This is a genomic window from Bacteroides sp. BFG-606 (genome assembly GCF_024788145.1).
GTDB classification, from domain to species: Bacteria; Bacteroidota; Bacteroidia; order Bacteroidales; family Bacteroidaceae; genus Bacteroides; species Bacteroides vicugnae.
The window spans coordinates 2,884,184-2,909,490 of record NZ_JANUIL010000001.1 but is presented as its reverse complement, the minus strand read 5'-3'; the positions used below and the strand labels follow the sequence as shown (position 1 = coordinate 2,909,490).

18 protein-coding genes and 1 pseudogene are annotated in these 25,307 nt (G+C 42.7%); 16 read left to right on the top strand and 3 right to left on the bottom strand.

The window, feature by feature from the left end; genetic code table 11:
- Window positions 1-5 precede the first annotated feature (5 nt).
- The 6 genes and pseudogenes from NXV01_RS10330 (at window position 6) to NXV01_RS10305 (ending at window position 8,958) form a co-directional block, all read left to right on the top strand.
- Window positions 6-1,010 carry a peroxiredoxin gene (locus tag NXV01_RS10330; RefSeq protein ID WP_259022310.1) on the top strand — a complete coding sequence of 335 codons (1,005 nt, stop codon included), beginning with the start codon at window positions 6-8 and terminating at the stop codon, window positions 1,008-1,010.
- A 31-nt stretch (window positions 1,011-1,041) separates the two neighbouring features.
- Window positions 1,042-2,748: a S8 family serine peptidase gene (locus tag NXV01_RS10325; protein ID WP_259022309.1), complete on the top strand. Its 1,707-nt coding sequence runs from the start codon at window positions 1,042-1,044 to the stop codon at window positions 2,746-2,748.
- 10 nt (window positions 2,749-2,758) lie between these two features.
- The gene (locus NXV01_RS10320; protein WP_259022308.1) at window positions 2,759-3,898 is read left to right on the top strand and encodes a hypothetical protein; all 1,140 of its coding nucleotides are present in this window, start codon (window positions 2,759-2,761) and stop codon (window positions 3,896-3,898) included.
- 1 nt (window position 3,899) lies between these two features.
- A pseudogene (locus NXV01_RS10315) lies at window positions 3,900-5,061 on the top strand (pepsin/retropepsin-like aspartic protease family protein).
- Between the two features lie 20 nt (window positions 5,062-5,081).
- Complete coding sequence (locus NXV01_RS10310) at window positions 5,082-6,371, top strand: thioredoxin domain-containing protein (RefSeq protein ID WP_148364356.1); 1,290 nt, start codon at window positions 5,082-5,084, stop codon at window positions 6,369-6,371.
- A 157-nt stretch (window positions 6,372-6,528) separates the two neighbouring features.
- Window positions 6,529-8,958, top strand: coding sequence for a beta-N-acetylhexosaminidase (locus NXV01_RS10305; protein ID WP_259022307.1), 2,430 nt, complete (start codon window positions 6,529-6,531; stop codon window positions 8,956-8,958).
- Between the two features lie 122 nt (window positions 8,959-9,080).
- Here the strand turns inward: NXV01_RS10305 and trxB are convergent, their stop codons facing one another.
- Genes trxB through NXV01_RS10290 form a run of 3 tightly spaced genes read right to left on the bottom strand, consistent with a single transcriptional unit; the run spans window position 9,081 to window position 13,227 of the window.
- Entirely contained in the window at window positions 9,081-10,031 is a 951-nt protein-coding gene (gene trxB / locus NXV01_RS10300) for a thioredoxin-disulfide reductase (RefSeq protein WP_004309849.1), read from the bottom strand.
- A gap of 36 nt (window positions 10,032-10,067) precedes the next feature.
- Window positions 10,068-10,715, bottom strand: coding sequence for a LolA-like putative outer membrane lipoprotein chaperone (locus tag NXV01_RS10295; protein ID WP_259022306.1), 648 nt, complete (start codon window positions 10,713-10,715; stop codon window positions 10,068-10,070).
- A gap of 19 nt (window positions 10,716-10,734) precedes the next feature.
- Window positions 10,735-13,227, bottom strand: a complete 2,493-nt coding sequence (locus tag NXV01_RS10290; RefSeq protein ID WP_259022305.1) for a DNA translocase FtsK — start codon at window positions 13,225-13,227, stop codon at window positions 10,735-10,737.
- 125 nt (window positions 13,228-13,352) lie between these two features.
- Between NXV01_RS10290 and NXV01_RS10285 the strand changes: the two genes are divergently transcribed.
- From NXV01_RS10285 to NXV01_RS10240, 10 genes are all read left to right on the top strand, one after another.
- The gene (locus NXV01_RS10285; RefSeq protein WP_217721582.1) at window positions 13,353-14,003 is read left to right on the top strand and encodes a DUF5063 domain-containing protein; all 651 of its coding nucleotides are present in this window, start codon (window positions 13,353-13,355) and stop codon (window positions 14,001-14,003) included.
- 2 nt (window positions 14,004-14,005) lie between these two features.
- Window positions 14,006-14,665, top strand: a complete 660-nt coding sequence (locus NXV01_RS10280; protein WP_148364351.1) for a 3'-5' exonuclease — start codon at window positions 14,006-14,008, stop codon at window positions 14,663-14,665.
- A gap of 67 nt (window positions 14,666-14,732) precedes the next feature.
- Window positions 14,733-15,911 (top strand): class I SAM-dependent rRNA methyltransferase, encoded by a 1,179-nt coding sequence (locus tag NXV01_RS10275; RefSeq protein WP_234131895.1) that lies wholly within the window; start codon window positions 14,733-14,735, stop codon window positions 15,909-15,911.
- A 408-nt stretch (window positions 15,912-16,319) separates the two neighbouring features.
- On the top strand, window positions 16,320-17,558 hold the full coding sequence (locus tag NXV01_RS10270; protein ID WP_217721580.1) for a nucleoside permease: 1,239 nt from the start codon (window positions 16,320-16,322) through the stop codon (window positions 17,556-17,558).
- Window positions 17,559-17,581: 23 nt separating this feature from the next.
- A complete protein-coding gene (locus NXV01_RS10265) occupies window positions 17,582-18,175 on the top strand; it encodes a bifunctional nuclease family protein (RefSeq protein ID WP_074558501.1) in 594 nt (197 codons plus the stop codon).
- Window positions 18,176-18,183: 8 nt separating this feature from the next.
- A complete protein-coding gene (locus NXV01_RS10260; RefSeq protein ID WP_074558500.1) occupies window positions 18,184-18,882 on the top strand; it encodes a 16S rRNA (uracil(1498)-N(3))-methyltransferase in 699 nt (232 codons plus the stop codon).
- 51 nt (window positions 18,883-18,933) lie between these two features.
- Window positions 18,934-20,481 carry a DUF4836 family protein gene (locus NXV01_RS10255; RefSeq protein ID WP_258979638.1) on the top strand — a complete coding sequence of 516 codons (1,548 nt, stop codon included), beginning with the start codon at window positions 18,934-18,936 and terminating at the stop codon, window positions 20,479-20,481.
- Between the two features lie 20 nt (window positions 20,482-20,501).
- Window positions 20,502-21,146, top strand: coding sequence for an ATP-binding cassette domain-containing protein (locus tag NXV01_RS10250; RefSeq protein WP_148364346.1), 645 nt, complete (start codon window positions 20,502-20,504; stop codon window positions 21,144-21,146).
- Window positions 21,147-21,233: 87 nt separating this feature from the next.
- Complete coding sequence (locus tag NXV01_RS10245; RefSeq protein WP_217721578.1) at window positions 21,234-22,439, top strand: ABC transporter permease; 1,206 nt, start codon at window positions 21,234-21,236, stop codon at window positions 22,437-22,439.
- Between the two features lie 47 nt (window positions 22,440-22,486).
- Window positions 22,487-25,138: a TonB-dependent receptor plug domain-containing protein gene (locus tag NXV01_RS10240; protein ID WP_217721577.1), complete on the top strand. Its 2,652-nt coding sequence runs from the start codon at window positions 22,487-22,489 to the stop codon at window positions 25,136-25,138.
- The last annotated feature ends 169 nt before the right edge of the window (window positions 25,139-25,307 follow it).

Sequence of the window (25,307 nt, the reverse complement as noted above, 5' to 3'; positions counted from 1 at the left end):
TAATAATGACAAAAGTAAGAAATTCATTGCTAACCATATTACTCTTATGCAGTGCCACTGTATGGGGAAATAACGGACTGAAAATATCAGGAAGAATAAAGGTATTAAAGCCAACGACTTTGCAAATAAAAGACATGAACGAAAGCGTTGTATTAAGCTGTCTCATCGGCACGAATGGCACATTCAGTACCGACGAGACAGACATCCTCCCTGATGTCTATAAACTTTATTTAGGAGAAACCGAGCAGGATATTTATCTAGAGAATACTCCGGTAACAATCAATGGTTACTTTGATGAAAAGAACCCCGAACAAAGTTCGCTTTCATTCACCGGCATCGATTCGTTTCTGACTTTACAAAACTATATGCCTACAGAAAGAGATCCGGATATAGCAACGATTTCTGCTTCTGTCAAAGGGAAACTGACTCCCGGCATGGCAGCCGCACTAGCCTATCTGGCAAATATAAATGATTACCAATCCAACAAAATGTTGTTGGATATGATACCGGAACAAGACAGAAAGTCTTTATCTGCCAAATGGCTGGTAAATCGGGTAGAGGTCCTCTCCCATCAAATTATCAGCGCGGAATGTCCCGACTTTACATTCATAGATGCCAACGGAAAAAATGTAAGTCTGAAAGATTTCCGTGGGAAAATTGTCGTACTGGATTTCTGTGCTTCCTGGTGTGGTCCCTGTCGCAAAGAAATGCGTAGCATGCTGACAATATACAATGAACTGAAAGCTGACGATCTGGAACTTATCAGCGTCTCATTAGATGACAGCGAAGCTAAATGGAGAAAAATGCTGGACGAAGAAAAACTCCCGTGGGTGATGCTGTGGGACAAGACAGGCTTCCCTAAAAACAGTAAAACTCCAAGTGCTATCCAGAATGCTTATGGCTTCTACTCTATCCCCTTCCTTGTAGTCATTGACAAAGAAGGCAAACTCGCAGCACGCAACGTCCGGGGCGAACAGGTGCGCGAAGCCATTTTAAAAATAAGAAAGTAACTAAACTGTATAAATTATAACTCATCCAACAATGAAGAAACTTATATTTCCTATCGTATGCTGTTTTGTCAGCATGGCAGTATCGGCCCAGTTAGTCAAACAAAAGGTAGAAACACAAAAGAAACAATCCGAACTGGACTGGTTTAACTGTTCTTTCGACCAAGACAGTGTGTACGGGGCTGAAGTAAACAAGGCCTATGATTACCTGAAAGCCAACAAAAAGAAAGCTAAAAAAAGACCGGTCGTCGCATTGATCGGAACAGGAATGGACGTAGAACACGAAGATCTGAAACAGGCTATCTGGGTCAATCCCAAAGAAAAGCTGAACCAGAAAGACGATGACAAGAATGGTTTGATAGACGACATCAATGGATGGAATTTCATCGGCGGTAAAGATGGTCAGGTCATGGAAGCCCTGACACGTGAAGGAGAACGTGAATTCTTCCGCCTCAAAGATAAATACGCTGATTATGTCTTTGATGGAAAGAAATATTATAAAATCGTTAACGGAAAACGTCAGGAGGTTCCCGCACCGGAAAATATGGAAGAATACAATTATTATCGTTTTAAGGTTATGCCGGAATCCAGAATTGGCGGTTCATACGGTGGCTTGCAACTTTCCTATGTAATTGAGGAATATATCGAAAAGTTCGACAAGGACATGAAAAAACGTTTTCCCGGAAAAGAACTGACTGTTGAAGAATTCCAGAGTTGTTATAATCCTAAAGCGGAAAGAGACAGTCTTTCTGAAGTTGCTTTTGTTTTTACAGCTTACTCATTCAGCATCTATAATACAGACAAGTGGGAAACTGTATATCAGAGAATGGGAAAGAAAAGCGCAGAAACTGCCAAAGCATCCTACGAAGATGCATTGAAGAAATATGGTACAGACAACCGGAGAGAAATTGTAGGTGACAATCCTTTGGATATTAATGACACGCATTACGGCAATAATGTACTGTTGACATCGGATGCAGCAATCGGTGTAATGAAAGCTGGTGTCATCGCAGCCAAACGTGACAATGGTATCGGAAGTAACGGTATTGCCGATAATGCCGAAATCATGACCTTGCGCATCCATCCGGGAGAAGGGGAACCTTACCTGAAAGATATGGCATTGGCCATCCGCTATGCAGTAAATCACGGAGCAGACGTTATCTTACTGCCGGAACAGAACTCCTTATATCCTGAAGAGCAGAAACAATGGGTAACAGATGCGCTGAAAGAGGCAGAAAAGAAAGGAGCATTAGTTATCGTTCCTGTTTGGGATCTGTCGATAGACATGGATAAAAGTGAATTCTTCCCGAACCGGAAGATGGGCAAGGATGGCGAGCTTACCAATTTCATGGTGGTTGCTTCATCCGACAAGAAAGGTAATCCGGTACTGAACACGAACTACGGCGCAACGACTCTTGACATCTATGCTCCGGGAACGGATATTTATTCTTCTTATATGGGCGATACTTACCAGAAAGGAACCGGTGAAGGAATGGCCTCGGCTACCGTGGCCGGTGTAGCTGCCCTTGTAAAATCTTATTTCCCCAAACTGACCGGCTCTCAAATCCGTGATATATTACTGAAAAGCGTCACCTCACGCAAAGGAGTGGAGGTAGAAAAAGGAATCCGTGTGAACGATAGTCCTTCACAAGATTTGTTTCTTTTTGACGATTTATGTATTTCCGGAGGTATCGTAAATGCTTATCAGGCAATTTTGGAAGCGGAAAAAGTCAGCAAATAAAGATTAGTCTATGAAGTATACTCGTATAACAGGAACCGTCATCGCCTTTTGCATGGCGGTCTCTTTATTCGCCCAACAATATAAAGCAACCATACCTTATCAAATGGTAGGCGGAAAAATGGTTATCGAAATGAAAGTGAACGGCACCGCACGTCCTTTTATCTTTGATACCGGGGGACGTACCGCACTCACGACCAAAGCCTGCCAAGTACTACAGATAGTGGCTACGGACTCGATGAAGGTGACGGATGTAAACAACGTGGAAAGCTATTACAAAACTGCGCGGATAGAAAATCTGACAACTCCCGATAATATTATCAACTTTAAAAATGCACCGTCGCTGGTTATCGATGAGGTAAAAGGTTGGGAATGTTTTGGAGTAGACGGTATTATCGGCAGCGATTTGTTTGCCAGTACCATTGTCAGCATAGATTCACAGACAAAAAATATCATAGTCACATCTGCAGAAAAGCCTTCTACGGTATCTTTACGGAAAATGCTGAATTTCACGAAAGATGGCGGTATGCCGATTATCAATATACAGATAGCCCCGGTGAGCAACATAACTGTATTATTTGATACAGGTAATCCCAGTCTGTTATCTCTTATTGAAAGCGATTTTGAAAAAATCAAACCCGAAGCCTCTATGGAAGTGGTTTCCGAAGGATATGGAGAAGGGAGTATCGGAGTATCCGGTCAGGCGGACAAGGCGTCTTCTTACAGGGTTCGTATTCCATTGTTATCAGTCGGAGCCACCAAATTCCGTAACGTAACAACCAGCACCAACAATCACCCATACACATTATTGGGTGTCAAGCTGTTGCAATACGGTAAAGTGACCATTGACTATCCACGCGGAAGATTCTATTTTGAAGCATTTCAACCGGACAATGAAATAAACAATCAAGGTAATAATTTTGACTTGACGGTCAAAGACGGAGACTTATATGTATCTACTGTATGGAGCAGTACGAAAGGTAAGATAGCAGTCGGAGACAAGGTGATTAAAATCAATGGCAAACCTGCTAAGAAATATGACTTCTGCGAAAGTATTCTGAACGGAATACCGGAGTTGAAAGAGAAGAAGAAAACGAAACTGACGATCAAGACAGCTTCTGGAGTAAAGGATATTATCTATGAAAAAGAATAATATGAAAAGAATAGGAATACTGACCGGCTTATGGTTGCTGTTATTTCTAAACTGCGGACAAAGAATGGCAGCGCAAATCCGGAATAAGGTTTGCGACACCATTCCTTATGAATTTATACAAGAGAAAATCATTATCCCCGTCACCGTTAACGGTATAAAAGTGAAATATATCGTCGACACGGGAGGAAGAACCGGAACTATGTATGATGCTGCGACGGAAATGAAAGCTACTGCCGCAGGATATATGCGTATTTCCGATGTGAATGCACAAGGCTCCAATTATCAGGAAGCACATGTACAGAATGTATCTATCGGGGAAAACTATAAAATCAAGCAGTTGAAGACAATGGTACTGCCAAAGAATCCATTCTTCACCGGACTAGGGGTTGTCGGTATTCTTGGAGGAGACGCTTTCGCACAGTCGGTAGTTACATTCGATTCCCGTTCTAAAATAATGGTTATCAATTATCCGTATCGTCCTGAAGGACTAAAAGTAACGGATGGGATTCCACTGTTGGATGAGACGGAGCATCATTCCATCGTCAACGTCCGCTTAGGGGATAATGATTTCAAGGTTCTGTTCGATACGGGTGCAGATGGATTTCTGCTTTATTCTACAGAAGATTATGAGAGACTGTCTGACATTTCAAAAGTTACTAATCACGGATATGGTATCGTAGCTGCCGGAATAACAGGTCTGGGCAAGCCGGTAGATATAAAGAAGGTGACTGTTCCCCCCCATCAACATCATGGGGAAAGAATTCACAAATGTGGGTAGTACGACCACGGTGATGAATGGAAGCATCATCGGAGTGGATTTACTGGAATACGGTAAAGTAATTATCGATTACATGCGCAGACGGTTCTACTTTTTTCCGTTTGAAGAAGGAAAAACCGACATGGGCGGTGCTCCAGCTCTCTGGAACGTAAGTATACTGCCACGCAATGAGAGATTTGAAATCACAACGATCTGGGACAGCATGAAAGATAAAGTAGCTTTCGGCGACCAGGTGATTAACATCAACGGTACTTCTCTGGAAGATTGTCCCATGAGCCAGATGGCTGTAGAAGATATCATGAATGCCATCCCCGGTGATACCGGTTATATTATTGTCAAGAAAGACAATCAAGAGAAAAGAATTGAAATCAGGAAAGAGAAATGAACTTTAAACAGAAAAAAGATATGAAGCGAATAATAACAAAGATGTATCTCTGTCTACTTGCATTTTGTATTGCCGGAGGAATCAGTGCACAGACACAGAACAGTATGACAGAGGTCATTCCATTCAAAACCATTGATGGAAAGATAATCGTAGAAGCCGCCATAAATGGCGAAGTGGCAGACTTTGTCCTCGATCTGTCAGGACATAACGCCCTGCTTCCTGAGGCCATCAAGAAGTTACACATCGACACGGGGAAGAACGGTACTTTTAGTGCTTATCAGGATTTTGTATTCAAACAAGTACCTGTTGGAAAAGTATATGAAATGGCAACTGTTGCTATTGGCAACAATACGTTTAGCAACGATCTTCCAGCTTTCGTTCTGGAAGACGAACCGTATCTACGCAAGCTGGGAGTGATGGGTGTATTAAGCGGTGCCATTTTCCGCACTTCTGTTCTGACCATTGATATGCAACGGAAAAAGCTCACAATTACGCAGCCCTATCGTCCCTCTTATATGAAATTAAACTACCGGGAGAACTTTGATCTGATTACAGGATTAGGAATCGTATGTCCGATATCCATTCAAGGGAAACCTGTTTCTCTTGTTCTGGATACGTGGAGCGAAGGACTGGTAAATCTTACCGAAAAAGATTTCAATACATGGAGCGCACAATACACCAAAGGAACCAACCAAAAAGTTTCCAATGGATATAAAGAAGCCACTCAAGAAGAGGAAAGCCTCATCTTACCAGAAACCATGTTCGTAAAAACAAAGATTGAAGATGCCATGGCAGTGAAGAACCCGTACTTGAAACGCTCTGTATTAGGCAAAAAAATACTGGACTACGGAATCATATCCATTGACTATATTCATCAGAAAATTTATTTCCAGCCATTTGACATGGTTCCCATACCGGAAGCGGAAGCTAAAGTAACGGAAACTAAAATTGAAGACGGTAAACTGAATCCGATTACCCGCCAATTCTTCCTCGAACACATCTTCGACTACAGAAAAGGGAATGATTTCGTTTATAACGGCGACAAACCGGTTGTGATTGATTTCTGGGCAACTTGGTGCGGACCTTGCATGCGCTTACTTCCGGAAATGGAAAAGCTGGCCGAAAAGTATAAAGGTAAAGTTGTATTCTACAAGGTTAATGCGGACAAAGAAAAGGATTTATGCAATCACTTCGGTGTACAGGCATTGCCTACCTTATTCTTCATACCTGCAGGCGGCAAACCGATTATTGAAGTCGGAGCCACTCCGGAGAAGTACGTACAAATCATCGAAGAACAACTACTGAAATAAAAACTCTCTCTTAATTATATAACTAAATTAATCTGAAACTTTAGCTAAAAGCCGGACATCGTTCCGGCTTTTTTATTTCCATATTATTGGAACTTATCATATAAACAAGTACATTTGCCCTGTCAAACCTATTTATAACTTAACACACATTTTGACCATGAAGAAAAGTATTTCTCTTCTTCTTTTGTCCTTATTAATGATTACCCCCAGTTGTCAGAAGACAAAAGAAGCGGTGAACGAGTACAACATCGTTCCCAACCCCAACCAGATTCTTCCACAGGAAGGACGCTTTGAACTAAACAACAAAGTCTGCCTCGTAGTTCCTTCGGATGCTCCGGAAGTAAAAAGCATTGCCGACAGCTTAGCCGGACAACTAAAACTGACAGCAGGAATTTCCTTGAAAGAAGCTGAAAGTGCAGACGGAAAAACAGCAATCTCTTTTGTTGTACAGGAAGGTATGCCGAAAGAAGGTTATAAATTGTCGGTTACTCCCAGTCTCATTACACTCACCGCTTCCCAACCGAACGGATTCTTTTATGGAGTGCAGACTCTTTATCAGTTACTCCCTCCGGCAATTTACGGAAAGCAGTTGGATAAGAAAGCTGACTGGTCGGTTCCTGCCGTAGAAATTGAAGATTCACCCCGTTTTGTTCATCGCGGACTCATGTTGGATGTTTGCCGCCATTATGTACCGATTGACTACATTTACAAGTTTATCGACTTACTGGCTATGAACAAGATGAATGTCTTCCACTGGCATTTGACAGACGATCAGGGATGGAGAATTGAGATCAAGAAATATCCCAAATTGACGGAAATCGGTTCCAAGCGTGAAAAGACATTGGTAGACTATTACTATGTAAACTATCCGCAAGTATTCGACGGAAAAGAACATGGAGGTTATTATACACAGGAGCAAATCAAAGAGGTAGTGGCTTATGCTGCAAGCAAATATATCAATGTCGTTCCCGAAATAGAAATGCCGGGACATGCATTGGCTGCACTTGCTGCCTATCCGGAATTGTCATGCGACTCGACACAGACTTACAAGGTATCTCCTACCTGGGGAGTATTCGAGCAGGTATTCTGTCCAAGTGAAACGACTTTCAAATTCTTTGAAGGAGTGATGGATGAAGTGATAGAATTATTCCCCAGCGAATACATTCACATCGGTGGCGACGAATGTCCCAAGACAGCATGGAAGAACAGTGCTTTCTGCCAGCAGTTAATCCGTCAGTTAGGATTGAAAGATGATACGACTCCCAGTAAGATAGACGGAATAAAACACAGCAAAGAAGATAAGTTGCAGAGCTATTTCGTTACCCGCATGGAGAAATACCTGAATGGTAAAGGCAAAAACATCATCGGCTGGGACGAGATTCTCGAAGGTGGTCTGGCTCCCAATGCGACTGTTATGTCATGGCGCGGTGTAGAAGGAGGTATGAATGCAGCCAAAGCTGGGCATAATGCCATCATGACTCCGAATCCTTATGTATATTTGGACTACTATCAAGAAGAGCCGGAAATTGCTCCGACTACTATCGGCGGATACAATACCTTGAAGAAAACATATAGCTACAACCCTGTTCCGGACGACGCTGACGAGCTTGCCAAGAAACATATCATCGGAATACAAGGAAATATCTGGAGAGAGTATATGCAAACTTCAGAACGTACAGACTATCAAGCTTTCCCGCGTGCAATGGCTATCGCCGAAACGGCCTGGACACAAAACGCAAACAAAGACTGGAAGAATTTCTGCGAACGGATGGTGACTGAATTTGAACGTTTGAAAGTTATGAACACCCAGCCTTGTCTCAATTTCTTTGACGTAAATATAAATACGCACGCAGATGAGAACGGTCCTTTAATGGTATTGCTGGAAAGTTTTTACCCGGATGCGGAAATCCGGTATACAACGGACGGCAGCGAACCGTCCAAAGCGTCCGCTTTATATGAAAAGCCTTTTGTTCTTGAAGGCAATATCGACCTGAAAGCTGCTGCTTTCAAAGACGGAAAGATATTGGGCAAAGTAGCCCACAAGCCACTGTATGGCAATTTATTGACAGGAAAGCCCTATACGGTTAATTATACGATGGGATGGACAGGCGATATATTCGATGAAAACGATGTATTAGGAGCCGACCAGACTACTTTCGGACTGACCAATGGTAAACGAGGTAACAACGCTTCGTATACTCCATGGTGTAGCTTCGGTATCGTTGAAGGTAAGGATTTGGAATTTATCGTTCACTTGGATAAGCAGACACAAGTCAGCAAAGTTATTTTCGGTTCTTTATTTAATCCTGCCATGAGAATTCTTCCTGCAGGAGGAGTTGCCGTAGAAGTATCAGCAGACGGTAAGCAATACACACCGATAGCCGAAAAAGCTTTGAAACACGATTATCCGGAAACAGGAAGAATTGCATTCACCGATTCCATTGAATTTGAACCGACACAGGCTACGTTCCTGAAAGTCAAAATCAAGAATGGCGGCACACTGCGTAATGGTGTCAACTTTGAAAAGAATAACGGTCCGGAAGTCATTCCTGCCGAATTATGGATAGATGAAATAGAAGCATATTGACCAAAGACAATCGGCAAATGCTGTTCAACAAAATCACCCATACTACAGATTAAACTCTAGCATGGGTGATTTTTATATTTATAAGGGTTTTAATCCCCTTCTATGATCGGATATAAACCGGATTAAATAAGTCCTTTGGCAGAAAGATAACGTTCAGCTTCCAAAGCAGCTTTGCAACCACTTCCAGCAGCCGTAATAGCCTGACGATAATGCGGATCGGCAACGTCTCCTGCTGCAAAAACTCCGGGGACTTTTGTACGGGGACTATCACCTTCCGTGATGATATAACCCACTTCGTCCGTATCAACGTATTCTTTAAATATTTCAGTATTCGGCTGATGTCCGATAGCCAGGAAGAAACCGTCGATAGGCAAGCTATAACGTTCTTCATCCGGTTCCCCCCAACGTTTCACCAGGTTTACACCTTCTACCCCATTATCGCCAAACAAACCAACCGCATTGTGTTCAAAAAGAACTTCAATCTTCTCGTGGTTCATTACTCGCTCCTGCATAATCTTCGATGCACGCAGAAAAGGTTTGCGGACAATCAGATATACTTTGGATGCAAGTCCGGCAAGATAAACAGCTTCTTCACACGCTGTATCACCGCCACCGACTACAGCTACAACTTTCTTACGATAGAAAAATCCGTCACAAGTAGCGCAAGCACTTACCCCCATTCCGGCATATTTCTTCTCATCCTCCAGTCCCAGATATTTAGCAGTAGCTCCGGTAGCAATAATCAATGATTCTGTTTCAATAACCTTATCACCGTCGATTGTTATTTTATAAGGAGCTTTGCTCAAATCGGCCGCTGTAGCAATACCGAAACGAATGTCTGTTCCGAAACGGCTTGCTTGTGCACGCAAGTCTTCCATCAACTGCGGACCACTGATTCCTTCCGGATAACCGGGGAAGTTCTCCACATCCGTAGTAGTAGTCAACTGGCCACCCGGTTGCAATCCTTCATAAAGTACCGGACATAAATTTGCACGTCCTGCATAAATCGCTGCCGTATATCCGGCAGGTCCTGAACCTATAATCAGGCATTTTACTTTTTCTATTTCTGCCATTTTAATTTATCTTTTTCGTTTTGTTATAAACGTATATTATCTCAAATCTATCACCTCCACATTGGGATATTGCTTTTTATCAAACGTAAAAACCTGATCCGCATAATTCTGCTTTGTCTGATAACTTGTAATGGTTATCTCATTACGTGTCTGTTGACCACGCTGTTGAAGCAAAATATACAAAGGTTCATAAGTATCCTTCGTCACAAAAAGAGTGATACGTTCCAACTCCTGTTTCTTATCTCTGGCAGTCAAAACGACTTCCCAAACAGCTTTTCCACGATACGTCTTAGTTGCTCCCAGCTTATAAGAGAATCCTTTCTGATACATATATAGAAATGTATACGGATTAATCTGCTGCAACTCTTCCTGTGTCGGATTGCTGACGTTCACTTCATCATTCTTTGTCACATAACTCCACTGCGTTTTTCCATCAAACCAAGTGATGATATCCGACGTTTTCAGTACGAATTTCTCTCCTTTCAACTGAATCGTTCCATTTTCAGCACCTTCTACCAGACCGTTCGTCACAGCCTTTACAGTAAAATCGGCCTTTACACCACCTGCTTTACGAAACGCCTCTGCCGTCTTATCAAGAATGACTTTAGCCTGCGACTGCTGTTGTTGGGCAATCACAGGCAAAGACAGTAAAGCTATTAAAACACTAAAAATGTATTTTCTCATTTGATTAATAAACGAACGGTTACTGTAAATTGTTCAATCGCATTTCAAGATCATTATCATCCATGCACAAGACATCGCGTGCCTTGCTTCCCTGGGTAGGGCCTACGATTCCCGCTTTTTCGAGTTGGTCCATAATACGTCCGGCACGGTTGTAACCGATAGCGAATTTACGCTGAATTAACGAAGTGGAACCTTGCTGATGAATCACTACCAATCGGGCTGCATCTTCGAACAACGGATCGAGACGTCCCATATCAATATCTCCTACTTCACTACCACCATCTTCGCTCACGAATTCAGGCAGGAAGAACGGAGTAGGATAACTTTGCTGACGAGCGATGAACTTCGTAATTTCTTCCACTTCCGGCGTATCGATAAAGGCACACTGCACACGCACCGGATCAGCTCCCTGCAAGAAGAGCATATCCCCCTTACCAATCAGGCGGTTAGCACCCGGACGGTCGAGAATGGTACGGGAGTCCATCATGGCGGATACACGGAATGCGATACGCGCCGGGAAGTTGGCTTTGATCGTACCCGTAATAATATTAGTAGTCGGACGCTGTGTAGCAATAATCATGTGAATACCGACAGCACGCGCCAACTGTGCAATACGGGCAATCGGAAGTTCCACTTCCTTACCGGCAGTCATAATCAAATCTCCGAACTCATCAATCACCACTACGATATACGGCATAAACTTATGTCCCTTTTCCGGATTCAAACGACGGTTGACAAATTTTTCGTTATATTCTTTGATATTACGCACATGCGCCATCTTCAAAAGATCATAACGGGTATCCATCTCCACACAAACAGAGTTCAAGGTTTGCACTACTTTCGTTACGTCCGTAATAATAGGTTCGCCTCCATCAGGAAGTTTGGCAAGGAAGTGATTTTCAATCACCGAATAGATACTGAATTCCACTTTCTTCGGATCGACCAGTACAAACTTCAATTCTGCCGGATGTTTCTTATATAATAAAGAAGTGATAATAGCATTCAAACCGACAGATTTACCCTGACCGGTTGCACCTGCCACCAATACGTGCGGCATCTTGCAAAGGTCGAACATAAAAACTTCGTTCGTGATCGTCTTACCCAATACAATAGGCAAGTCATATTTGGATTCCTGAAATTTCTTGCTTCCGATCACACTTTGTCCGGAAACAATCTTCGGATTCTTGTTCGGTACTTCAATACCGATGGTTCCTTTACCCGGTATCGGAGCAATAATACGGATACCATCAGCGGAAAGGCTCAATGCGATATCATCTTCCAACCCACGGATTTTAGAAATACGCACTCCCTGTTCCGGAGTAATTTCATATAAAGTTACCGTAGGTCCTACAGTTGCTTTAATCGTACTGATTTCGATTCCGAAGCTACGTAATGTATTGATGATGCGGTCTTTATTTGCATTCTGCTCGTCCATGTCAATCGTCGGATCATCATTTTCGAAATGCTTCATCAGGTCGATAGTCGGGAAACGGTAGTTCTCCAGATCTTTAGTAGGATTATAAGGTTCAAGTTCAGGTCCCTGATATTCTTCTTCCGAAGCTGCCGGTTCTACCTCAAACCCAGGTTCCACCTCTTCCAAAGAGTCTTCCTGCACAATAGGAGCAGGATTGGAAACTGTCGGTTCAAATACCATAGTCACTCCTTCACTTTCGTCAGATACAGAAGTATCTTCCTTTTCCGGTTTATTAATAGGGAGGTTTTCTTCAGGTTCTTCAGCCTGAATATCCATCACTGGTACCGGAGGAGGTGTCTGTTTATACGTCCGTTTCAAATTGAACTCCATTTCTTGCGGTTGGGAAGTTGTAAATTCCGGATCGTCTTCTCCTTCCGGAACGTTCTCTTTTTCTTCTTTCTTTTCGCGTTTCAGGAAACTCAATGCAAAAAGTTTACGCAACCAGATAACGGTACGTGCACTTATATATATAAAGAAACAGATAGCGGTTATCAACAGGATCATCCACACACCGGGTACTCCTACTTGCGAAATCAGCCAACGACTGACATTATATCCGTGCATACCTCCCAAATAAATGAAAGAATCCTGATAATGATCCATAAAGGCAAATCCGAAGAATACGGAGAACCAGACCAACAAGAGTGTGCAGCCGATAAACCACTTCCACAGACGTACAACACGTACACGCATCAACTTCAATCCTGCCACTGCCAGGAAAACAAGTATGAAAAAAGAGGAAACACCGAAACAGTCATTAATCAAATAACTGGCCAATTGCGCTCCGCGTGAACCTGCATAATTCTTCACCTGATTATTAACGGCTGCTAAGTCTGCCGAACTGCCACTATCGATAATACTTTGGTCGGCAGCCCCCGTGAAGAAGAAGGAAGAAAAAGCCAACAACAGGTAAACGGAAAAGATGACCAGCATCAATCCGATTACAAAATGAATGGTTTCATTCTTACATACAGCCACTATTTTACTGGGGGAAGAGGGAGTACGTTCCGCCTCCTTATCTAATTTCTTCTTTGCCATGAGTCTTTAATTCTTTTTTATAAAACTGGAATGAGATTCTAAGCTGCAAAAATAATAAAAAAATAACGAGCACTACGCTCATTCAATCCTTTTTCTTACCTTTGCGTTTCAAATCAATATAGATCATGGAAAAAGAAAGCCAAACGATATTTGATAAAAACGTAATTGAGTTCGTAACGGTAGCTGCCGAATTTTGTGCATTTCTCGAACGTGCCGAACGCATGAAGCGTAGCACTTTCGTTGATACATCATTAAAAATACTTCCCCTGCTCTATCTCAAAGCATCTATGCTGCCCAAATGTGAGACTATCGGGGACGAAGCGCTCGAAACGTATGTCACAGAAGAGATTTACGAAATTCTGCGCATCAACCTTTCCGGATTGATGGCCGACAAGGATGATTATCTGGACGTATTCGTACAAGATATGGTGTATAGCGACCAGCCTATCAAGAAGTCTATATCGGAAGACCTGGCCGACATTTATCAGGATATTAAAGATTTCATATTTGTCTTCCAACTGGGACTGAACGAAACGATGAATGATTCATTGGCTATCTGCCAGGAGAACTTCGGTACACTGTGGGGACAGAAACTGGTAAACACGCTCCGTGCCCTTCATGATGTGAAATACAACCAGGAGGAAGAAGAGGAAGAAGGATTTTACGAACCAAGCGACGACAACGATTGTTGTGAAGAGGATGGCTGTCATTGCCACGATGATGATTGCCACTGCCACGAAGACGGTTGCCATTGCCATGATGATGAATTAAAATAGAAATGATTGTAAGAAGAACCATAGATAAAGATGAACTAAAAGAACTCCCGAAAACTGTCTTTCCGGGACGTATTTATGTTATCCAGTCGGAAGCTGAAACGGAAAGAGCAGTAGCTTACCTCCAATCCAGACCTGTGATAGGTATCGACAGCGAAACTCGTCCTTCCTTTACCAAAGGACAATCGCACAAAGTAGCACTTCTCCAGATTTCTTCCGAAGAATGCTGTTTCTTATTCCGTCTCAATATGACGGGATTGACCCAACCATTGGTTGACTTGTTAGAAAACCCGGCTGTTATCAAAGTGGGACTTTCACTGAAAGACGACTTTATGATGCTGCATAAACGCGCACCTTTTACCCAACAAAGCTGTATCGAGTTGCAGGACTATGTGCGTCAATTCGGAATACAAGACAAAAGTCTGCAAAAGATTTACGCCATCTTATTCAAAGAAAAAATATCCAAATCACAACGCTTGTCCAACTGGGAAGCTGATGTATTAAGTGACGGACAGAAACAATACGCTGCTACCGATGCATGGGCGTGCCTCAATATCTATAATCTGCTGCAAGAGCTGAAACAGACAGGAGATTGGGAGGTTTCTCCGCTAACAGCTACAGTCTCTCCCACGGAGGAAGTGATAGGTAATAAAATAAGTGATTAATAACCAATAATAAAACCATCTAAAGCCCTTTCCCCGTTGGGAAAGAGGGTTGAGGAAAGACTACATTATGCATAAAGTATATCTCAAACCTGGTAAAGAAGATTCTCTTAAGAGATTCCACCCGTGGATTTTTTCCGGTGCTATCGCTCGTTTTGACGGAGAGCCCGATGAAGGTGAAGTTGTAGAAGTATATACCTCAAAAAAAGAATTTATTGCCGAAGGACATTTCCAGATCGGAAGTATTGCTGTGCGTGTACTGTCTTTCCGCCAGGAACCTATCGATCACGATTTTTGGAAACGCAAACTGGAAATAGCATATGCTATGCGTTGCAGTATCGGCATCGCCACCAATCCGGTCAACAATACTTACCGGCTTGTTCACGGTGAAGGAGACAATCTCCCCGGACTGGTGATTGACGTGTATGCCAAAACCGCTGTTATGCAGGCACACTCTGCAGGAATGCACGTAGACCGCATGACAATTGCCGAAGCTTTATCCGAAGTAATGGGTGACAAGATCGAAAATATCTACTATAAATCAGAAACAACTCTTCCTTTTAAAGCAGACCTTTTCCCTGAAAACGGTTTTCTGAAAGGAGGAAGCAGTGACAATATCGCACAAGAATATGGATTGAAGTTCCATGTGGACTGGCTGAAAGGTCAAAAGACCGGGTTCTTTGTAGATCAGCGTGAAAATCGCTCTTTGCTGGAACGTTATGCCAAAGACCGTTCGGTACTGAATATGTTCTGCTACACTGGCGGATTCTCATTTTACGCCATGCGCGGAGGTGCGAAACTCGTCCACTCTGTCGACAGTTCAGCCAAAGCGATTGATCTGACTAACAAAAATGTGGAACTAAACTTTCCCGGTGATTCCCGTCACGAGGCGTTTGCCGAGGATGCTTTCAAATATCTCGACCGCATGGGCGACCAGTATGATTTAATCATCCTTGATCCGCCTGCATTCGCCAAACATAAAGATGCATTGCGGAATGCTTTGCAAGGCTACCGTAAGCTGAATGCCAAAGCATTCGAGAAAATCAAACCGGGCGGTATCCTGTTCACCTTCTCTTGTTCGCAAGTGGTAAGCAAAGATAATTTCCGTACTGCCGTATTTACCGCTGCAGCCATGTCAGGGCGTAGTGTACGCATCCTACACCAGCTGACTCAACCGGCTGACCATCCGGTAAACATCTATCATCCCGAAGGAGAATATTTAAAAGGGTTGGTACTCTACGTAGAATAATCGGTAAGGTGCCGGAGTCAAGTTTCCATTCGGATATCAGGCATTTCTCCGGAAGTATAACTGATCAGAGAGGGCAATAACAGAAAAATGGAAGATTCAAAGTTAATTAGAGTTAACAAACAGAAGATTTCCGAGAAAACATTATGTTGTATAACATAAACCCCATATCTTTGCACTGTGTTTTTCATGGTATTAGATTTAAGGTTAACAAAGATTGGCTGTCTGGGATAGATAGCCTTCTTTTTTTTATACCCTCTTCATTTGTTTTTTCACACCCAAATCTCATCTATTCTTCGCATTTATACCATTTTTATCCCCTTTTTATCAAATTACTTATCCACCTATTCAACGAAAATATTATATTTGCAAGGTTTATGAACGTGAAGAGAAACACAAATTAAAAAAGTCATGAGTATAAAAGTTCGTTTGATTATTATGAACTTCCTGCAATTCTTTGTATGGGGGTCATGGTTAATATCACTAGGTGGTTATATGGGAAGAGAACTTCATTTTGAAGGAGGACAGATCGGAGCCATTTTCGCCACCATGGGGATTGCCTCTTTGGTAATGCCGGGTATTATCGGTATTATCGCTGATAAATGGTTTAATGCAGAACGTTTATACGGACTTTGCCATATTGCAGGGGCAGGATGTCTCTTCTACGCTTCTACCGCAACGGGATACGACCAGATGTATTGGGCCATGTTGCTCAACTTGTTAGTATATATGCCTACTTTATCCCTCGCTAACACAGTATCGTACAATGCACTGGAACAATACAAATGTGACCTGATTAAAGACTTCCCTCCTATCCGTGTATGGGGAACAATCGGTTTTATCTGTGCCATGTGGGCTGTCGACCTTACCGGATTCAAGAATTCAAGTGCGCAACTTTATGTGGGCGGTGCTTCCGCATTGCTACTCGGACTTTATTCATTTACCCTCCCGGCCTGTCGACCGGCTAAATCTGAAAACAAATCATGGCTCTCCGCTTTCGGACTGGATGCGCTGGTATTATTCAAGAAAAAGAAAATGGCTATTTTCTTCCTTTTCTCCATGCTTCTAGGTGCAGCATTGCAGATTACGAATACTTACGGCGACCTTTTCTTAAGCAGTTTTGCCAGCATCCCTGAATATGCAGATTCTTTCGGAGTGAAACATTCAGTCATCCTGTTATCCATTTCACAGATGTCCGAAACATTGTTTATTCTTGCCATACCTTTCTTCCTGCGTCATTTCGGAATCAAACAAGTCATGCTAATCAGTATGTTCGCTTGGGTGTTCCGGTTCGGGCTGTTCGGTTTTGGAGATCCGGGATCGGGACTATGGATGCTGATCCTTTCCATGATCGTTTATGGTATGGCCTTTGATTTCTTCAACATTTCCGGTTCGTTGTTTGTTGAACAAGAAGCGAAATCTTCTATCCGTGCCAGTGCACAAGGATTGTTCTTCATGATGACTAACGGATTGGGAGCCATCATGGGGGGATATGCCAGCGGTGCGGTAGTTGATGCATTCTCGGTGTATGCTGACGGTAGACTGGTGAGCCGCGAATGGATGGATATCTGGCTGATCTTTGCCGCTTATGCGCTGGTGATCGGTATTCTGTTTGCCCTGATATTCAAGTACAAACACCAGCGAAAGTAAAACAAATTAAGTAAAAGAGAACGATGGACAAAAAGATAGAATTACAAGTTATAAATATCACAAACAGCCAGGCGCAAGTAGGCGCGTTTGCTATGCTATTAGGCGAAGTGAACGGTGAGAGGCAACTGCCTATCATCATCGGCCCTGCGGAAGCCCAGGCTACAGCTTTATATCTGAAAGGAGTAAAAACTCCCCGTCCGTTGACACATGATTTATTTATAACAAGCCTTACTATACTGGGAGCCAGCCTGATACGTGTATTGATTTACAAAGCAAAGGATGGTATTTTCTACTCCTATATTTACCTCAAAAAAGACGAAGAGATTATACGTATCGACGCACGGACTTCAGACGCAATTGCCCTGGCAGTGCGCGCCGACTGCCCGATTCTTATTTATGAATCTATTCTTGAACAAGAATGTCTTCATATGTCATCAGAAGAAAGAACCCGTTCTGGAAAAACGGACAACGACGAAGAGGCTGAAGAAGAACATGATTTGCCCGGTGCTACTTCCAGAACACTTGAAGAAGCACTGGAACAGGCTATCAAAGATGAGAATTATGAATTAGCCGCCCAGATACGTGACCAAATCAATTCAAGAAATAAAAATCAGTAAGTAATATTATGCACGTATTTTATACTCCCGATATACAGAAAAGCAACGAGCTTCCCGAAGAGGAAGCACAACACTGTATCCGTGTTCTGCGGTTAAGTATCGGAGACGAAATCACTCTTACCGATGGTAAAGGTAACTTTTACAAAGCTGAAATCACTGTTGCAACCAACAAACGTTGTTTCGTAAACATCAAAGAATCCATTTTCCAGGAGCCTTTATGGCCATGCCATTTACACATTGCCATGGCACCGACGAAAAATATGGACCGTAACGAATGGTTTGCAGAGAAAGCCACCGAAATAGGTTTTGACGAACTGACTTTCCTCAACTGCCGTTTCTCGGAACGTAAAGTTATCAAGACCGAACGGATTGAAAAGATTCTGGTATCAGCCATTAAACAATCTCTCAAGGCACGACTGCCAAAGTTGAACGACATGATCGAGTTTGACCGGTTCATCGGACAGGAGTTTAAAGGACAGAAATTTATCGCACACTGTTACGAAGGGGAGAAACCTCTATTGAAGAATATCCTGAAACCCGGAGAAGATGCTCTTGTCCTGATAGGTCCCGAAGGGGATTTCAGTGAAGAGGAAGTGAAGAAGGCCATCGAACGGGGATTCGTTCCGATCAGTCTCGGCAAATCACGGCTCCGTACAGAAACAGCAGCACTAGTGGCCTGCCACACGCTGAATCTGCAAAATCAATAACAGCAGTAAATATCTGAATCAATGATTATACAACTTTTAAATAACATAAGTATGGCAAAGAAAACGATTTCACGACTCTCGGTACTGGCAGTACTGATTGTTTTCCTGGCAGCATGTTCCAAGACATCGGAATATACAAATGTGATACCGGCTGACGCTTCGGTAGTTGCCTCTATCAACCTCAAATCCCTCGCAAGCAAAGCAGGATTGGATGATAAAGAGAATGAAGCTGCTAAACAAAAAGTACTGGAAGCACTGAAAAGTGGAATGAATGCCGCCACATTCCAACAACTGGAAAAGGTTATGAAGAATCCGGGCGAATCGGGAATCGATGTTGAATCTCCATTCTATGTATTCTCTTCATCTTCTTTCCCTTATCCCACCGTTATAGGTAAAGTGAACAATGAAGATAAGTTGCATGCTTCACTCGACGTGATGGCAAAAGAACAAATCTGCCAACCGGTAGGTGAAGCTGACGGTTACAGTTTTACAACGATGAACGGCGGTTTGCTCGCTTTCAATAATTCTACTGTACTGGTAGTTAACGTAAGCGGAACGACTCAAACTGATAAAGCCAAAGAAGCCATTACTAATTTGTTGAAACAGACAGCAAGCAATAGTATCGTGAAATCAGGAGCTTTCCTGAAAATGGAAAAACAGAAAAGTGATATTAACTTCTTCGCTTCCATGACAGCTATCCCTTCAACCTACCGCGATCAGATAACCATGGGATTACCTACCGAAGTGAAAGCGGAAGACATCACTCTGATAGGAGGACTGAACTTTGAAAAAGGCAAGATTGCCCTCAAAACAGAAAACTATACTGAAAACGAAGCAGTGAAAGCTCTCCTGAAAAAACAAATGGAATCTGTTGGAAAAGCGAACAATACTTTCGTTAAATACTTCCCGGCTTCTACCCTGATGTTCTTCAACGTAGGTGTAAAAGGAGGCGAACTGTATAACCTGTTGAGTGAAAACAAGGAATTCCGCAACACTGTATCTATCGCTAAGGCAGACGAAGTAAAAGAGTTGTTCAGCTCGTTCAATGGTGATATTTCAGCAGGGTTAATCAATGTTACCATGAGCAGTGCCCCTACTTTCATGATGTATGCTGACGTCAAGAACGGCAATGCACTTGAAACTATTTACAAGAACAAGCAATCATTGGGACTAAAAAAAGGAGAAGACATCATACAACTTGGCAAAGACGAATACGTCTACAAGACAAGAGGCATGAATATATTCTTCGGCATCAAGGATAAACAAATGTATGCAACCAATGATGAGTTACTTTACAAAAACGTAGGTAAAGCTGCCGACAAATCAGTCAAAGATACTCCTTATGCATCGGATATGAAAGGAAAGAGCTTATTTATAGCAATCAATGCCGAAGCAATTCTTGATTTGCCTATAGTTAAAATGGTGGCAGGTTTCGGAGGACAGGAAGCTAAGACATATATCGAACTGGCCAACAAGGTTTCTTACCTGTCTATGAGTTCGGAAGGAGAAATCAGCGAGATCGACCTTTGCCTGAAAGACAAGGATGTAAATGCCCTCAAACAAATTGTAGACTTTGCCAAGCAATTTGCCGGCATGTAATAAATGTATAAACAAACGGTATGAATAGTATTCACCTACAGCAAACACTTCCCCAAGTGTTTGCTGACCGTAATTCGGTGACTTCGGACGTATGGCATCAGGATCTTTTCTTCCGGAAAGGAGAGATGTATCTGATTGAAGCGGCTTCCGGCACCGGCAAATCTTCGTTGTGCAGCTACATCTATGGTTACCGCAACGACTATCAGGGGATTATTAATTTCGATGAAACCAATATCAAAGCATACTCCGTGAAGCAATGGGTCGACCTGCGAAAGCATTCACTAAGTATGCTTTTTCAGGATTTACGCATCTTCACCGAACTGACCGCTCTTGAAAATGTACAATTGAAGAATAACCTCACCGGATGCAAAAAGAAAAAAGAAATCTTATCATTCTTCGAACAACTGGGGATCGCAGATAAAATAAATGTGAAAGCCGGTAAGCTATCTTTCGGACAGCAACAGCGCGTCGCCTTTATCCGGGCGCTCTGCCAGCCGTTCGACTTTTTATTTCTGGATGAACCGATCAGCCACCTGGATGATGATAACAGCCGCATCATGGGTGAACTTATCATTGCCGAAGCAAAGGCACAAGGAGCCGGAGTGATCGCCACTTCCATCGGTAAACATATCGAGTTGCCTTACAACCATACACTTCAACTGTAATAAGCTGGTTAATAATAGGTAGCAGGTAATAAACAATCTCTTTTCACAGCATCATTTCAAATCGTAAATTGTAAAATCGTAAATAAAATGCCAACTCTTGTCTGGAAACTCCTTCGCCAACATATCAGTATCGGTCAATTAGCCGGTTTCTTTTTAGCCAACCTATTCGGCATGATGATTGTATTGCTTAGCGTACAGTTTTATAAAGATGTCATTCCGGTATTCACCGAAGGAGACAGCTTTATGAAAAAGGATTTCATCATAGCTACAAAGAAAATCAGCGCTCTCGGTTCTTTTGCGGGAAAGAGTAATACATTCTCTGCCGAAGAAATTGCGGATCTGAAAAAGCAACCGTTTACCAAAACAATAGGAGCTTTCACTCCTTCCCAATTCAAAGTTTCGGCAGGATTAGGAATGAAGGAAGCCGGTATCCATCTTTCCACAGATATGTTTTTTGAGTCTGTTCCCGATGAGTTTGTCGACATCAAACTCGATAAATGGCATTTCGATGAATCTACACATACCATACCCATTATCATTCCCCGCAACTATCTGAATCTTTACAACTTCGGTTTTGCGCAAAGCCGAAGCCTTCCCAAACTATCGGAAGGATTGATGAGTCTGATTCAAATGGATATTATGATGCGTGGCAACGGACGGGTGGAACAGTACAAAGGAAACATTGTCGGCTTCTCCAATCGCCTGAATACGATTCTTGTCCCCCAGTCTTTTATGAAATGGGCTAATGAGAATTTTGCACCGAATGCAGAAGCCCAACCGGCACGATTGATTATCGAGGTTAGCAATCCGGCAGATTCCGCCATCGCCAGTTATTTTCAGAAGAAAGGATATGAAACGGAAGACGGCAAGCTGGATGCCGGAAAAACAACTTATTTCCTCCGTCTTATCGTAGGTATTGTATTGGGAGTGGGTTTATTTATCAGTATCCTTTCATTCTATATACTGATGTTGAGCATCTTCCTGCTCTTACAAAAGAATACGACCAAGCTGGAAAGTCTATTACTAATCGGATACAGTCCCAACAAGGTAGCATTGCCTTATCAGTTGCTCACGGTAGGATTGAACGTTATCGTGCTTGTATTATCCATCGGATTAGTCTCCTGGTTACGCAGTTATTATATAGACAGCATCCGCTTGCTATTCCCACAACTGGAAACCGGATCATTATGGGCAGCAATCAGCATGGGCATTGTATTATTCATTGCCGTATCGGTTATCAATATAGTGGCAGTGAAAAGAAAAGTGCTTTCCATATGGATGCATAAGGCGTAGATGGAAAAGACTCGCTAAAACAAAGTTTTCACAAAGACGTATAATATATGAAAAGCATAACTACATTTTCGATTAATAGGGTTTCAATAGCTTTCTTTTTCGGAATGCTGTTCTGTTTTGCTCCATTGTCGGGGCAAAACGGACAAGATACAATCATTGCGTATTTTAATCTGCTGGAAAAAGTCCCACAGGAAAAGCTGTACCTGCATCTGGACAAGCCATTTTATGGGGCAGGAGAAAAAATATGGTTCAAGGGATATCTGGTAAACTCTGTTACACATCAAGATAATACACAAAGCAACTTCATCATTACAGAGCTTGTCAACCGTTGCGACTCTATCGTAGAACGTAAGAAGATTCGTAGAGATTCATTGGGTTTTCATAATGCTTTCACCCTCCCTCCCACTCTCCCGGCAGGTGATTATTATTTGCGGGGATATAGTAACTGGATGCTTAATCAGGAACCGGAATTCTTTTATTCACGCAATCTGAAAATCGGTAACTCGATTGATAACACGATTGTCTCGAATATTGAGTATCAGCAAGAAGACGAATCACATTATACAGCCAAGGTAAGATTTACCAGCAATGTCCAAGAGGCTTTCGGAAATACTGCTATCCGCTACCACTACTTTGAAAATGGAAAGATAAAAGATAAAGGTAAAAGAAAGACAGACGAGAATGGGATGATTTCTATTTCCCTGCCGGATCTGAAGCCTATTGCCACACGCCACATTGAAGTAGAATTCGATGATCCCCAATATATCTATAAAAAGACTTTCTACCTGCCTTCGTTTACAAAAGACTTTGACGTTAAGTTCTTCCCGGAAGGGGGAGCTCTCCTGGCCGTTGCTCATCAGAATATAGCTTTCAAGGCTCAAGGATCGGACGGCTTTTCCACAGAAATAGAAGGCTGCCTGTTCGATGCCAACGGAGACACATTAACAGTCTTCCGCTCAGAGCATGACGGCATGGGAGTTTTCACACTGAATCCGACTATAGGGAACTCTTATTATGTGATTGCCAAATCCGGTGACGGTATCAGTAAACGATTCGACCTCCCGGCTGTAGAAGAAAAAGGAATCACACTTTCCATGACACATTATAAAAAGGAAATCCGTTACGAAATCCAGAAAACAGAAGCTACCCAGTGGCCTCAAAAGTTATTCTTGATTGCACATACTCGCGGAAAGCTGATCATCCTGCAGCCAATCAGTGTCGACAGGACTTTTGGAAGAATGAACGACAGTTTATTCAACGCAGGCATCACCCATTTCATGCTGATCGACCAACAGGGCAACGCACTTAGCGAACGCCTGGTTTTCGTACCCGACCGGAATCCGCATCAATGGCAAATTCTTGCAGATAAGCCAACATACGGAAAAAGAGAAAAGGTATCCCTGCAAATTTCAGCAAAAGATGATAACGGCACTCCGGTAGAAGGTAGTTTCTCCGTCAGCATTACCGACAGAAAGAGTATCCGTCCGGATTCGCTTGCTGACAATATCGTATCGAATCTTCTATTAACCTCCGACTTAAAAGGATATGTAGAAAATCCCGGATATTATTTTCTGCAGCAAGACCTCCGGACTCTCCGCACGGTAGACTTCCTGATGATGACGCACGGATGGCGCAGACACCATATCCGGAATGTACTGACTGCACCTTCAATGAACCTCACCAACTATATGGAAAAGGGGCAAACTATCAGCGGACGTATCAAAGGCTTCTTTGGAGGTAACGTTAAGAAAGGACCTATTTGTATTCTGGCTCCCAAACAGAACATCATCGCCACTACCACCACAGACGAAAAAGGAGAGTTTATCGTGAACACATCTTTCAGAGATAGCACGACTTTCCTTGTTCAGGCACGTACCAAAAGAGGATTTGCCGGAGTAGACATTGTGATTGACACTCCTCAATACCCGGCAACTTCACACAAGTCTCCTTTCCATGATGGAACAGCAACGTTTATGGAAGATTATTTGCTCAATACCCGCGACCAATATTACATGGAAGGTGGAATGAGAGTGTACAATCTGAAAGAAGTGGTAGTCACTGGAAGTCGTAAAAAGGCCAGTTCAGAAAGTATTTACACAGGAGGTATCAACACCTACACGATCGAAGGGGACAGATTGGAAGGATTCGGTGCACAAACAGCTTTCGATGCAGTCACCAGACTTCCGGGCATTAGCGTGACAAATGGAAATGAAATACATATCCGCAACAATCCCGAGCAACCTGTCATTGTCGTTGACGACGTGGTATATGAAGACGATAACGACATCTTGACCATGATACAAACCAGTGATATGTCGAGTTTGAGCCTTCTCCGCGGTGCCGATGCAGCAATCTTAGGCTCCCGCGGTTCGGCAGGTGCTATCGTTATTACGCTGAAAGACGGTAAAGATATCCCGGCAAGACCGGCACAGGGCATTATCACGTGTACTCCACTGGGGTACAGCGACTCGGTCGAGTTCTATCATCCTACTTATGATACGCCCGAAAAGAAGAATGACCAACGCTCGGATTTACGAAGTACAATCTATTGGAATCCTACCCTACAACTGGATGCTAATGGAAAAGCAATCATCGAATACTATACTCCGGACAGCACTGCACCGGAAGATATAACCATAGAAGGTGTGGATAAAAATGGAAAGGCATGCCGGATCATACAGGCAATAAGCAACAGATAAATGTGAAAATGATTTTGAACTAAAGGCACTTTAGCTGAACAATGCCAGTATCTTCAAGCTACTTTACCCGTATCTATGCGTTATTCTCACACGCTTCATCATCATTAGATTGAATACCAGCAATTAGAGGTTAAAATACAAATTAACCTTCCCTACTCTCTTATTTATC

Bases quoted from the DNA above. Each gene is read 5' to 3' on its own strand.
- NXV01_RS10330 (WP_259022310.1), top strand. From the start codon at position 6: ATGACAAAAGTAAGAAATTCATTGCTAACCATATTACTCTTATGCAGT.
- NXV01_RS10325 (WP_259022309.1), top strand. From the start codon at position 1,042: ATGAAGAAACTTATATTTCCTATCGTATGCTGTTTTGTCAGCATGGCA.
- NXV01_RS10320 (WP_259022308.1), top strand. From the start codon at position 2,759: ATGAAGTATACTCGTATAACAGGAACCGTCATCGCCTTTTGCATGGCG.
- NXV01_RS10310 (WP_148364356.1), top strand. From the start codon at position 5,082: ATGAAGCGAATAATAACAAAGATGTATCTCTGTCTACTTGCATTTTGT.
- NXV01_RS10305 (WP_259022307.1), top strand. From the start codon at position 6,529: ATGAAGAAAAGTATTTCTCTTCTTCTTTTGTCCTTATTAATGATTACC.
- trxB (WP_004309849.1), bottom strand. From the start codon at position 10,031: ATGGCAGAAATAGAAAAAGTAAAATGCCTGATTATAGGTTCAGGACCT.
- NXV01_RS10295 (WP_259022306.1), bottom strand. From the start codon at position 10,715: ATGAGAAAATACATTTTTAGTGTTTTAATAGCTTTACTGTCTTTGCCT.
- NXV01_RS10290 (WP_259022305.1), bottom strand. From the start codon at position 13,227: ATGGCAAAGAAGAAATTAGATAAGGAGGCGGAACGTACTCCCTCTTCC.
- NXV01_RS10285 (WP_217721582.1), top strand. From the start codon at position 13,353: ATGGAAAAAGAAAGCCAAACGATATTTGATAAAAACGTAATTGAGTTC.
- NXV01_RS10280 (WP_148364351.1), top strand. From the start codon at position 14,006: ATGATTGTAAGAAGAACCATAGATAAAGATGAACTAAAAGAACTCCCG.
- NXV01_RS10275 (WP_234131895.1), top strand. From the start codon at position 14,733: ATGCATAAAGTATATCTCAAACCTGGTAAAGAAGATTCTCTTAAGAGA.
- NXV01_RS10270 (WP_217721580.1), top strand. From the start codon at position 16,320: ATGAGTATAAAAGTTCGTTTGATTATTATGAACTTCCTGCAATTCTTT.
- NXV01_RS10265 (WP_074558501.1), top strand. From the start codon at position 17,582: ATGGACAAAAAGATAGAATTACAAGTTATAAATATCACAAACAGCCAG.
- NXV01_RS10260 (WP_074558500.1), top strand. From the start codon at position 18,184: ATGCACGTATTTTATACTCCCGATATACAGAAAAGCAACGAGCTTCCC.
- NXV01_RS10255 (WP_258979638.1), top strand. From the start codon at position 18,934: ATGGCAAAGAAAACGATTTCACGACTCTCGGTACTGGCAGTACTGATT.
- NXV01_RS10250 (WP_148364346.1), top strand. From the start codon at position 20,502: ATGAATAGTATTCACCTACAGCAAACACTTCCCCAAGTGTTTGCTGAC.
- NXV01_RS10245 (WP_217721578.1), top strand. From the start codon at position 21,234: ATGCCAACTCTTGTCTGGAAACTCCTTCGCCAACATATCAGTATCGGT.
- NXV01_RS10240 (WP_217721577.1), top strand. From the start codon at position 22,487: ATGAAAAGCATAACTACATTTTCGATTAATAGGGTTTCAATAGCTTTC.